This is a genomic window from Parahaliea aestuarii, from assembly GCF_008064635.1.
Classification (GTDB): Bacteria; Pseudomonadota; Gammaproteobacteria; order Pseudomonadales; family Halieaceae; genus Parahaliea; species Parahaliea aestuarii.
Window position 1 is genome coordinate 22,699 of sequence record NZ_VRYZ01000008.1, and the last position, 12,657, is coordinate 35,355.

At 62.3% G+C, this 12,657-nt stretch carries 8 protein-coding genes; 6 read left to right on the forward strand and 2 right to left on the reverse strand.

From position 1 onward, the window contains the following. Positions 1-12: 12 nt before the first annotated feature. Positions 13-618: a uracil-DNA glycosylase family protein gene (locus tag FVW59_RS16380; RefSeq protein ID WP_425468410.1), complete on the reverse strand. Its 606-nt coding sequence runs from the start codon at positions 616-618 to the stop codon at positions 13-15. A gap of 135 nt (positions 619-753) precedes the next feature. Here FVW59_RS16380 and gcvP point away from each other — a divergent pair, with 135 nt between their 5' ends. Then, positions 754-3,648, forward strand: a complete 2,895-nt coding sequence (gene gcvP / locus FVW59_RS16385) for an aminomethyl-transferring glycine dehydrogenase (protein ID WP_148065452.1) — start codon at positions 754-756, stop codon at positions 3,646-3,648. 113 nt (positions 3,649-3,761) lie between these two features. Further along, positions 3,762-7,100, forward strand: a complete 3,339-nt coding sequence (gene mscK, locus FVW59_RS16390) for a mechanosensitive channel MscK (RefSeq protein ID WP_222711547.1) — start codon at positions 3,762-3,764, stop codon at positions 7,098-7,100. Positions 7,101-7,144: 44 nt separating this feature from the next. On the opposite strand, the gene FVW59_RS16395 is transcribed toward mscK, so the two are convergent. Further along, the gene (locus FVW59_RS16395) at positions 7,145-7,495 is read right to left on the reverse strand and encodes a flagellar protein FlaG (protein WP_148065454.1); all 351 of its coding nucleotides are present in this window, start codon (positions 7,493-7,495) and stop codon (positions 7,145-7,147) included. Positions 7,496-7,818: 323 nt separating this feature from the next. Between FVW59_RS16395 and FVW59_RS16400 the strand changes: the two genes are divergently transcribed. The 4 genes from FVW59_RS16400 (at position 7,819) to FVW59_RS16415 (ending at position 12,657) form a co-directional block, all read left to right on the forward strand. Then, a complete protein-coding gene (locus tag FVW59_RS16400) occupies positions 7,819-8,289 on the forward strand; it encodes a carboxymuconolactone decarboxylase family protein (RefSeq protein WP_148065455.1) in 471 nt (156 codons plus the stop codon). Positions 8,290-8,301: 12 nt separating this feature from the next. Continuing rightward, positions 8,302-9,213: a sigma-70 family RNA polymerase sigma factor gene (locus FVW59_RS16405; protein WP_148065456.1), complete on the forward strand. Its 912-nt coding sequence runs from the start codon at positions 8,302-8,304 to the stop codon at positions 9,211-9,213. 526 nt (positions 9,214-9,739) lie between these two features. Next, positions 9,740-11,584, forward strand: coding sequence for a fibronectin type III domain-containing protein (locus FVW59_RS16410; protein WP_187275938.1), 1,845 nt, complete (start codon positions 9,740-9,742; stop codon positions 11,582-11,584). Between the two features lie 65 nt (positions 11,585-11,649). Beyond that, positions 11,650-12,657: a helix-turn-helix domain-containing protein gene (locus FVW59_RS16415; protein ID WP_148065458.1), complete on the forward strand. Its 1,008-nt coding sequence runs from the start codon at positions 11,650-11,652 to the stop codon at positions 12,655-12,657.

Genomic DNA, 12,657 nt, shown 5'->3' on the forward strand with positions numbered 1-12,657 from the left:
CGACCTGGCACCTCAGCAGCCGGAACGCAGATCCAGCGTCTTGAGGCGTTTGCGCAGCGCCGGGATCACCTCCCCTTCGAACCAGGGATTGCGACGCAGCCAGAGATTGTTGCGCGGTGAGGGGTGCGGCAGCGGGAAAAAGCGCGGCCCGACATCACGCCAGCGCTGCACGCGCTCGGTCAGAGTCTGCTTCGGCGCATCGAGGTAATATTGCTGGGCATAGCTGCCCACCAGTAGCACCAGCTCGATTTCCGGCATGCGTTCGAGCAGCGGGGCGTGCCACATGGGCGCACAGGCCGGGTCCGGCGGCAGGTCGCCGGATTTACCGCGGCCGGGGTAGCAGAATCCCATGGGCACAATGGCGATGCGGGATTCATCGTAGAACGCAGCCTTGTCCAGCTGCAGCCAGTCCCGCAGGCGGTCGCCGCTGGGGTCATCCCAGGGCACGCCACTGGCGTGCACTTTCGTTCCCGGGGCCTGGCCCACAATCAGCAGCCGCGCGCTGGCACTGGCGCGCAGCACCGGGCGCGGCCCCAGCGGCAGGCGATCTTCACAGTGGCGGCAGTCCCTCACCGCGGACAGCAGGTCGTGCAGGGGCAGGCTCGCAGATAGTTTCACAGTCATGGATTCCGGGGCCCTACAACCTGTTCAAAAAGCGCGCAATCGTTTGCCCGTCCGCGGGCCTGCTGCTAATATCGCGCCCTCAAACCACCACCCCCAGAACCCACTGTTTTTCGACATACCGGAGCCCCCATGAGCCGTCCGTCCCTCGTTGAGCTGGAAAACCACCAGGACTTCATCCAACGCCACATCGGGCCCACTGTCAAACAGCAGCAGGCCATGGCGGAACAGCTCGGCTACAGCTCTCTGGACGCCCTGATCGACGACACCGTGCCCGCCGCGATTCGCCGCGAACAGGCCATGGATCTGCCCGGCGCACAAAGCGAGCAGAACGTGATCGCCAGGCTGCGCCAGCACGCGCAGAAGAACAAAGTGTTCAAATCCTTTATAGGTACCGGTTACGCCAATACCTTTACGCCCGGCGTCATCCAGCGCAATGTGCTGGAAAACCCGGGCTGGTACACCGCCTACACCCCCTACCAGCCGGAAATTTCCCAGGGCCGGCTGGAAGCCCTGCTGACCTTCCAGCAGATGGTGATGGACCTTACCGGCATGGGGCTGGCCAACGCCTCCATGCTGGACGAAGGCACTGCCGCCGCCGAGGCCATGACCCTGCTGCAGCGGGTGAACAAGAAAAACCGCAGCCAGACCTTCATCATCGCCGAAGACTGCCACCCCCAGACCATCGCCGTGGTAAAAACCCGCGCCGAAGCCCTCGACATCGATGTCGTCATCGGCGACCCGGCGGAGCTGATCGGCTCCACCGACGCCTTTGGCGCTCTGCTGCAGTACCCCGGCACCTACGGTCACCTGAACGACATCGGCCCGCTGATCGACAAAGCCCACGAGGCCGAGACCCTGGTGACCGTCGCCGCTGACATCATGGCCCTGCTGCTGGTGAAGTCCCCGGGTGAACTCGGTGCCGACGCCGTGGTGGGAAATACCCAGCGTTTTGGCGTGCCGATGGGCTTCGGCGGCCCTCACGCCGCCTTCTTTGCCACCCGCGACGCCTACAAACGCTCCACCCCCGGCCGTATCATCGGCGTATCGGTGGACCGTCGCGGCAACCAGGCCCTGCGCATGGCCATGCAGACCCGCGAGCAGCACATCCGCCGCGAGAAGGCCACCAGCAACATCTGTACCGCCCAGGCCCTGCTGGCCATCATGGCCGCCTTCTACGCCATGTATCACGGCCCGATTGGCCTGCAACGCATCGCCCAGCGTATACAGCGCCTCACCAGCCTGCTGCAGCGTGCCCTGGCCAGCGCCAACCTGACGCCGGACAACGACCACTGGTTCGACACCCTCACCTACACGGTGGGCGACGCACAGGGCGAGATTGCCGCCCGCGCCGTGGCCAAAGGCTGCAACCTGCGCCTGATCGGTAGCGACCGACTGGGCGTATCACTGGATGAAACCAGCACCGCCGCCGACGTGGACATGCTGGTGGAAATCTTCACCGGCAAGGCGCCCACCAGCCCCTGCACCAGCTTCGACAACGAAGTGGCGGAACTGGATGGCATTCCGAATGGCCTGCGCCGGAGCATCGACTACCTGCAGCACCCGCTGTTCAACGACTACCACTCGGAAACCGAGATGCTGCGCTACATGCGCCGTCTGGAAGAGAAGGACATCGCCCTCAACCGGGCCATGATCCCGCTGGGCTCCTGCACCATGAAGCTCAATGCCACCACCGAGATGCTGGCCGTCACCTGGCCCGAGTTCGGCGCCCTGCACCCCTTCGCCCCCGCCGAGCAGACCGCAGGCTACGCCGACCTGCTGGCCGAGCTGGAGCACATGCTGAAAGAGTGCACCGGCTACGACGCCATCTCCATGCAGCCCAATGCGGGCTCACAGGGTGAGTACGCCGGCCTGCTGGCCATCCGTCGCTACCACGAGAGCCGCGGCGACCATCAGCGCAACGTGTGCCTGATCCCCTCCTCCGCCCACGGCACCAACCCGGCCAGCGCCGCACTGGCGGGCATGAAGATCGTGATCGTGGAGTGCGACAGCAAGGGCAACATCGACATGGCCGACCTCAAGGCGAAAGCCGAGCGCCACACCGATGACCTGAGCTGCATCATGGTCACCTACCCCTCCACCCACGGCGTGTTCGAGGAATCCATCATCGAGCTGTGCGACGTGGTGCATAAACACGGTGGGCAAGTGTACGTGGACGGCGCCAACCTCAACGCCCTGGTGGGCCTGGCCGCGCCCGGCAAATTCGGCGCCGACGTATCCCACCTCAACCTGCACAAAACTTTCTGCATTCCCCACGGCGGCGGTGGCCCCGGCATGGGCCCGATCGGCGTGGGCGCCCACCTGGCCCCCTTCCTGCCCACCAACCCGGTGCGCCCGGTGCCGGGGCTGGACGAGAACAACGACGTGGTATCCGCCACGCCCTACGGCAGCGCCTCCATCCTGCCTATCTCCTGGGCCTACGTGGCCCTGATGGGTGGCGAAGGTCTGACCCACGCCACCAAGGTGGCAATCCTGAACGCCAATTACATTGCCCACCGCCTCAAGGATCACTACCCCATCCTCTACACCGGCACCACCGGCAACGTGGCTCACGAGTGCATCGTGGATATCCGCCCGCTGAAGGAAGCGAGCGGCATTAGCGAGGAGGACATCGCCAAGCGTCTGGTGGACTTCGGCTTCCACGCCCCCACCATGAGCTTCCCGGTACCGGGCACGCTGATGGTGGAGCCCACCGAGTCCGAGTCGAAATGGGAACTGGACCGCTTCTGCGACGCCCTGATCGCCATCCGCGAGGAAATCCAGGCGGTACAGGACGGCAAGCTCGACGCCTCAGACAACCCCCTGGTCAACGCACCCCACACCCTGGCCGACGTGGTGAACAGCGAATGGGAACACGCCTACAGCCGCGAACAGGCCGCCTACCCGGTGGAGTCCCTGCGCGCCGGCAAGTACTGGCCGGCGGTGAACCGGGTGGACAACGTGTACGGAGACAGAAACCTGCATTGCAGCTGCCCGGCGATTGACAGCTATCGGGATGGTGAGTAGCTGTCTCGATAAATGGCGTTGACCGAATGCGCGACCGGTGGGCACAGGTGCTGACCGAAATCGCGCCGCACTGCCGAGCTTCGCCAAACGCCAGAACGGAAGGCAACGCACCTGTGCGGATACAAGTTCTGCTACTGACATTGCTATTTCTGTGCCTTGCCTCTCAGGTTCAGGCCCAGTCTTCGGGCGGCTTCTCACTGCCGGGCATTTCCGAGCTGGAAAAGAAACTGACCGGTGATGGTGCCGGGAACGGCGAAGGGCAGCCGACCGGAGATGAAGCCGCCGCCGACAGTGGGCAGTACCGCGAAATCCTGGAGCAAACCCTGGCCCTGCGGCGTGAGATCGACGCCAACCGGGAAACTGTCGACGAACTCAAAACGCAGGAAAATCAGGCGCCACGCCAACGCGCCGAACTCCAGCAGGCACTCGACGATGCTCACCACCAGCAACAACAGGCCTGGCACAAACAGTATCGACAGCTTTCCCTGGCAGCACTGGTCGACGAACTCTCCCGGCAACTCGACGCGCTTGATGTAAACCAGCAGAAGCTGGCCGAGGTAAGCAGCGAGCTGACCCGTGCGCAAACCTTGCCGGAACAGGCCCAGACCACCATCAGCGACAGCCTTGCGCGAATGGACGACATCCACCGGCAGCTCAACCGCCGGAACATCAACCTCGACGAACTGGAACGGACCCGACTGCAGACCGAACTGGTCGCCCTGGAGACACGGATTCAGCTGCGCGATCAGGAGCTGTCCGTGGCCAGCACTCTGGAAGAACTGGCGTGGATGCGTAAACGGGTGCTGGAAGCTGATGAGGCGATCATCCAGGCACGCCTGGATGTGTTGCAGCCGATGGTCAATCAACAGCGGGAGGAGACTCTCGGCCGGGATATTGATGCAGCCGACCCATCCCTGCCTGGCGAATTGGCCGAGCACCCGCGATTCAAGGAATTCCAGGAGCACAATAACAGCCTGCGCGATCAAATCAGGCAGGCCAGTGATGATGTCAACGACCTGATCCGTGCGGGGGTCAATGCGGAGACCCGACTGGACCGGGCGCGCTTGCTGTCGAGTACCGTCAACGATCAGATCAGCATGCTCGATGGCAGCCTGTTGCTCTCTCGCATTCTCTACGAGCAGCAAAAGAGCCTGCCCGAATACAGCCCCCGTGAAGGTCTGGACAAACAGATCAGCGATATCCGCCTGGAGCAGTTCGATATCCGACAGTCCATACAGGAACTGGAAAGCCAGGCGCCGGAACTGAACGACAGCAACATCGACCTGAGCGAAACTCAGCTGCGGCAGGTGCAGGATGCCCTGCAGCGCCTGCGTGATACCCGGCTGCAACTGCTCACCCAGCTCGACCAGGAACTGAGCCGCAAGCTCAACATCCTGGTGCGTCTGAACCTGTCCCAGCAGCAATTGCAACGCATCACCAGCGACCTGCATGAGACCATTTCCGAGCAGACCTTCTGGATGCCCAGCGCCCAGCCTCTACCGTCGTGGATTCAGGGCTTTCCGGGCCAGGCCAGCGCGCAGCTGAAAGATATCCCCTGGTCCCACCTTGGTGAGGATGGCGGCAATCTGCTCAGGACCAAGTGGCCCTGGTTGCTCCTGCCGCTGTTATTCGCCAGCGCACTGTGGTTCTGGCGTCCCAAACTGCGTGCGCACATCCAGGCACTTAACGGCGACATCGGTATCCTGAAGCGGGACAGCCAGCTGCACACCCCCCGGGCGATCATCTACACCGCTGTGCTGAGTGCCCCGATTCCCCTGGCGCTGAGCCTGGTGGGCTGGGGCCTGTGGGCGCAGGTGGGCCCACTCGGTACGGTGCTCGGCGCCGCCCTGGCCAAAATCGCCTTGCTGTGGCTGGTGTTTGAACTGTGCTACAGGCTGCTGGCTCGCGACGGTATTGCGCAGCGGCATTTCCGCTGGAACCCGGCCGCCAATCTGGTGCTGCGCCGGCGCCTGCTGGTAGTGGGTCTGACCATGGTACCGATGACCCTGGTGATCGCCTTTGGCGAAGAATGGCCGGCGCAACTGAGTAACGACCGCATTGGTCTGGTGACGATGATCGCCTGCTTGATGATCATCAGCGCGACGCTGACCCGGGCTGCCCTGGCCTATCAGGCGCGTCGTTATTCCAACGCGGTCAAGGGCGGAGCCGTGATACTTTGCTGCGGAGTGCCCCTGGCACTGGTGGCGCTGATCGCCATAGGCTATTACTTCACCGCGGTGCGCCTGTCCGGGCGTATGATCGATACCCTCTATCTGTTGCTGCTTTGGATACTGGTAGACGCTACCGTCGTCCGCGGCCTCGCGGTGGCCGCGCAGCGTCTGGCTTTTCAGCGTGCAGTAGCGGAACGGGAAGCGGAGCCCAGGGAAAACATAGAAGGTGTTGACGTCGAGGAGCCCCAGCTCGAACTGCAGCAGGTCAACCAGCAATCCCTGCGACTAATCCGGCTGGCGGTGTTGGGCCTGTTCGGCCTGCTGCTCTACTGGGTGTGGTCGGACGTAATCAACGCCTTTTCCTACACCGATACCATCGTGCTCTGGCAAAGCACCGAAGGCAGCGGCCTGAGCGCCACCAGCTCGCCGATCAGCCTGGGCGATGTCATAACGTCCCTGGCCATAGGCATCGCCACCTTCATGCTGGTGGCCAACCTGCCCGGGCTACTGGAAGTGCTGCTGCTGTCGCGTATGAACCTGCGCCAGGGCGCCAGTTACGCATTCACTACGCTCCTGTCCTATCTCCTGATTCTGATCGGGGTGATCGTCGCCCTCTCTACCCTGGGGCTCTCCTGGAGCAAGATGCAGTGGCTGGTGGCCGCCCTGGGTGTGGGCCTGGGCTTCGGGCTGCAGGAAATCTTCGCCAACTTTATTTCCGGCATCATTATCCTGTTCGAGCGCCCCATCCACATCGGCGACGTGATCACTATCGGTGATCTGTCCGGCACCGTCAGTCGCATCCGTACCCGCGCCACTACCATCATCGACTTCGAGCGCAAGGAGATCATCGTTCCCAACAAAATGTTCGTCACTGAACGGTTGATCAACTGGACCCTCAGCGACACCGTCACCCAGTTGAGGATCAAGGTGGGGTTTGCCTACGGCTCCGACCTGCAGACCTGCCACGATCTACTGGCAAAGGTGGCCACGGAGAACCAACGTGTACTACGCGATCCGGAACCACTGATTCTGTTCATGGCTTTCGGCGCCAGCACCCTGGATCACGAACTGCGCGTCTACCTGGGCGAGATCGGCGACATCCTGTTCGCCACCGACGAGCTCAACCGGGCTATCGACAAAGCCTGTCGCGAGCGCGGCGTGGAAATTGCCTACAACCAGATCGGGGTGCACCTGCACTCCACCACCGACAACAGCGGGGCCGCCGGTGACAGCGACAAAAAAACGTCGGGGCGCCCGGGGAACGATGTTGACGACAATTAGGTAGAGGCCGGGCGAGCAGCCACAGCCCCCCTTCAAGCCAGGCTTCAGGCGTTTACGCTGAAAACCAGCCCTTTAAGCTGGTCAATCCGGCCGGCAATCCTCAGCATCTCATCGGAGGGGTACTGGCGAATCACCTCGCCGGTTTCCCTGTCCACCAGCCGGGTAATGGTTTCCGGCGGATCGCCGCTCACCTCGAACACCACGCCATAGGGACGGAGCACCGTGTTGACGCGCTCTACCTCCGGCAAATACCGCTCCAGCGTTACCGGCGCCCCGCCTTCGGCATCGTCGCCAACCCAGGGAGTCACTCTGTCGAGCGCAAGCGTGACTCGCTCTGCGCCTGTAGACAGCGGCAGAGAAACCACAGCCCCGACACTCTCATTCACCGAACTCATTCCCGCCCCCCCGGATATCCACTCCCAAAGGGAGCCTTATGCCACACGTATCGGCGAGATGGGTATATTCTTTAGCAATTTGACTAATCAATGGCGCCCTACTTCAGCTTTCACTTTTCACGCTTCACGCCAGGTGAGGGAGCGGCGCGCCAGGGCAATGCGCTGATTTTCGGCTGTGTGCCACCCGGCAGCGGCAACCGGATTGCCCTGGATACTGTTTCGGAATGAAGCGATGCAGGAATTTTTTTTTGTCGCCATGTCACAAACCGGTGCGTGACTTCGTCTTATGTTCAGCGATACTGCAAACTGACAGGAGAATCACAATGCAAGCACGCCTGGACCCATGGAACGCCAACTCGCAGGCGATGAACGCCATGTTGAATCTGGAAAACTACCTGCAGGACAGCAGCCTGGAATACAGCATTTGCGAGCTGGTGAGAACGCGCGCATCTCAGCTGAACGGTTGCGCCTTCTGTCTGCAGATGCATACCAGTGACGCCCGCAAGGCGGGAGAAACGGAGGAGCGCCTGTACCTGCTCAATGCCTGGCGCGAAGCACCGGTCTATACCCCCCGCGAACGCGCCGCCCTGGCCTGGACAGAGGCCCTCACCCTGGTTGCCAAAACGGGCGCGCCCGATGCCGATTACGAACAGGCCAGGCAAGCGTTCAGCGACAGGGAACTGGTCGATCTCACCTTGCTGATTGGCGCCATCAATAGCTGGAACCGCATTGCCATCGGGTTTCGCAGTCAGCCTGCTGTCACCCCCACTGGTCTACAATCTTCCGCGGTTTAAAGGAATCATTACATGACGGCTTCCGAGGAATTCCAGGCCAATCGCAGTCGTCTTCAGGGCCTGGCTTACCGCATGCTGGGCTCCGTGGCAGACGCAGAAGACGTGATACAGGACGCTTACCTGCGCTGGCACGATGTGGATCGGGCGGCCGTCGAGAGCCCTGAATCCTATTTGACCACGGTGGTCAGCCGGCTTTGCCTGGACCGCCTGGGCGAGGCCAGGCGAAAACGGGAAGTGTATATCGGACCCTGGCTACCGGAACCTCTGCTTACCTCCCACGCTGAAAGCTCTGCATCCGCGGAAGATAAAGAGCTTTCACGGGATATTTCCTTCGCGCTCATGCTCGCCCTGGAGCGTCTTTCCCCTTTGGAGCGGGCGGCATTTCTCCTTCACGATGTGTTTGAGCTGAGTTATTCAGAAATCGCGGCGACATTGAATCGTGGCGAAGCAGCCTGCCGGCAACTGGTGACACGTGCCCGACAACACATTCAGCGAGACAAGACCCGCTATCGTGTGGACGCGGATCAGAATGAGCAGTTGGCCAGCGCATTTTTCCAGGCGTCCCGCCAGGGCGATATCGCCACTTTACAGAAACTGTTACTGGACGATGCGGTACTGCATGCTGACGGTGGCGGCCAGCGCACCGCCGCACGAAAACTGATGCATGGCGCCAGCAGGATTTGCCGCTTCTTTGCTGGCCTGGCCTCAAAACAGGCGGATACTCCGCCACACTGGATGATACCAGTGACCATCAACGGCGGGCCGGGTGTGCTTTCACTCGAGGCGGACGGCTTACTACAGGCTGCTACCGTCCGTATCGAACAGGGGCACATTAGCGATATCTACATCGTACGCAACCCGGAGAAGCTGGCGCACCTTGCGCACCTGGTGCCAGAACAGGTTGAGAGCGATCGCACCGGCTGAGCCTGTCCCGCTCATCATGTGCACAGGCAACTATGCCTGTCTGTGTTCCACAGCTTCCTGGTGAGACTTCTTTCCGTGCGCGTCGAGTTCGGTATTCGCTCCCAGGGGCGGAAGATAAAAAAGCCAGATTGCGAATATGGGATAGTGGCCTGCGCAACGTCCTCGCTACTATTCCTGCCCCCGCAAGCGAATGACGTCTTCCCGACACTGTATAACTATGACAATTCCTCGAATGCCGCCGACGACCTCTGCCAATCTTGTTTGCAACGGGGCAGAAGTCTCGCCACTGCCGCTTCAATACCGGTGCAACAAGTCCAGTCCAGCTAACGCGCTCCTTCGCACTCGCTGCTTATCGGGCTTGCTGGGCTCAATCGCCCTGCTGTGTTTGCCAAACCCCGCGCTGGCTGTAACGGTGGGCTCGGGCTTGTGCGCCTCAACCGTCAATTCGACTGCCGGCATCACTGTGTCGAAAAGTGGCGGGAACTGCACCATCAACTTTGCTTTTACTGGTGCTCCGACAACCTGGGTGATTCCCGCGGGTGTCACTTCCGCGCAGTACACTATCAAGGGCGCCGGCACTGCCGGTCTTAACGACTATACGGGCGGGCGCGACGCCGCCTTCTCCGGCACCGGCACTATCAGCCTCACTCCTGCTTCGAACATCCAGATCCGGGTCGGCGGAATGGGTGCGCGGGCCTCAGGTTACTTCGGCGGTGATGGCGGTGGCTACAACGGCGGGGGCCATGCCGGCGAAAACTTTGCTGGCGGAGGTGGCGGCGCCACTGACCTGCGCCTGCCGCCCTACGGATCAGCCAACCGGTTTCTTGTCGCGGGGGGCAGTGGTGGTCTGGGTGATCGCAATCTGGAACCTCGCTACTCGAACCCGCACTTTGGCGAGGACGCTACAGGCGCGACTGGCGGGCAGGGTGCCAGTTCTACATTCTGCAATGGCCTTGCCGGCGCGAACGCATCTTCAGGCGGAACTGGCGGGGCCTCTGTCTGCCGCGGTGGCGGCGGCGGTGGCGGCGGCTATGCCGGTGGAGGTGGCGCTGGCAACCCGACCACCGGCAGCAACAGCAGCGGTGGCGACGGTGGCCGGGGCTCCTCGTATATCGATCCAGCCTACGGCACGTCGTCGACAACATCCGTGTGGAGTGCAGGCAATGCCGGCACCAACACCGATTACTCGATGTACACCCACCGGAAGGCCGCCGGAAGCCTTGTCCTGACCTACACACCGCCAATCGTCGCTCCGGGCGCCCCGACCATTGGCGCCGCCACCGCCGGGAATGCTCAGGCATTGGTAAGCTTCACAGCGCCGGCATTTAACGGCGGCGCAGCCATCACCGGCTATACCGCCACCAGTACGCCCGGGGGTCTGAGCGCCAGCTGCGCCTCGTCACCGTGTACCGTTGCGGGCCTGAACAATGGCACCAGTTATACCTTTACCGTGACTGCGACCAACAGCGCCGGTACCGGGGCCGCTTCCGCAGACAGCAACAGTGTCGTGCCCAGAACTGTGCCGGAAGCGCCCACTATCGCCACCGCCACCGGCGGTGACGCCCAGGCATTGATCAGCTTCACTGCACCGGCAGTCAATGGCGGCGCAGCGATCTCCGGCTATACCGCCACCAGTACTCCCGGGAATCTGAGCGCCAGCTGCGCCTCGTCACCTTGTACCGTTGCGGGCCTGAACAATGGCACCAGTTATACCTTTACCGTAACCGCGACCAACAGCGCCGGCACAGGCAACGCCTCTGCCCCCAGTAATGAAGTCACTCCCCAGGGCGATCTGGACGGTGATGGCGTCGACGACGGCATCGACGCCTTTCCCGCAGACCCCCTGGAATCGGCTGACGGTGACGCCGATGGCATCGGCGACAACGGAGACGCCGGTGGTACCGGCATCGGTATCCGCCTGCTCAACGCCCCACTTGGATGTCACTTCAGTCGTCCGGTCAGCGCCAACCCCGTCACCGCCGATGGCGCACCGGGAACGCCCCTCGATATCGAACTGGATTTCCAGATCGATGGCTGCGGCGCCAGCGTTCAGGTACAGGCGCTATTCGGCCAGGCCATTACGGAAGGGAGCCTCGCCTACAAGCGCGGCGCGGACGGCACCTGGACCGAGATCCCCGGCGCCGTCATCGCGGGTGCGACCATCACCTACACGATTGCAGACGGCGGGCCGCTTGACGCTGACGGGCTGCTGAACGGGTCGATCTCCGACCCGGTCACAGCCCTCGTGCCGGCTGCTGTCAGGCCGCAAAGTGTTCCAGTACTTCCCCTGTGGGCAATGCTGACCCTGGCACTGGCACTGGGTGCTGCGGCAGTCACCGCCCTGCGACGGCAAGGACATTACCCGGGGTAATTCTGGCAATGCATGGCAATTGAGTGTCATTATCGGGATGTCTCAACAACGATAACTGAGCCCCCATGGAGTCACTGGAGAAGATCCTGTTCGATGCCAACGACCAGGCCTCCGCCCAGAACTGGCTTCCACTACAGATTGACCAGACCAGCCCGGGTGTTTATAGCGGACAGTATCGCGAGATCAACTTGCCGGGCATCAAGGTGGTTACCGAAGCGCAGAGCTGCCTGGTGCACAAGCGCGGTTTTATGGAGGAAAACTACTGCACCTTGTCATTTGGCCGCAAAATGCGGCCGGCGACTGACCCCGCCGGACCTGGCCAGTCGCGTCTCTCCGAGCACCTGATTCATACCGACACCCTGTTCCTGATATCCGCCGGCACCGAATTCGACGTGCATGTCGGTGGAAATACCGAGACAACCTACTTCCGCTTGGAACAGACCGACTTTCTCGAGCGGATTCGCCTGCTCGATCCGCAACGCTGGGAAGGAGGCACTGACGGCCTGTTGCGATTCAATACCCCCGACCTGCAGGCCCTGGCAGACCTGCCCGAGCTGCTGCTTCGACGGATTTCACAGGAAGCGCCGGGGAATGCGCAATGCACTGCCGCGGAGCTGAGCCGTCGCATCGGTGATCAACTGGCACTCGCCCTCGATACGGCACTGCCCGGCGATCTCAACGGCTCGCCGACCCTCGCGGCCCGGCGCCGTGCAGTGGGGCAGATCAGAGCGATAGCGGAATCGCTTGAAGATGTGCTGGACTCACAATCCTGCCCCACCGTCGTCGATCTGTGCCGATTGACCGGCGTGAGCCAGCGCACCCTGCAATACAGCTTCAAACACCTCCTGGGGCTCTCGCCCAATGCCTACCTTCGCATCTACCGTCTCAATCGGGCCCGCTCGGAACTGCTCGAGCCGGCTTCTTCCCGGGTTAACGTTACCCAGGTGGCGACCCGCTGGCACTTCACCCATCTGGGCAAGTTCGCCGGAGATTATACCGCCCTGTTTTCCGAGGCCCCCTCGGTCACCCTGCGCCGCTCCATTTGCCAGCGTTTCGGGCACCCGGTGCAGTAG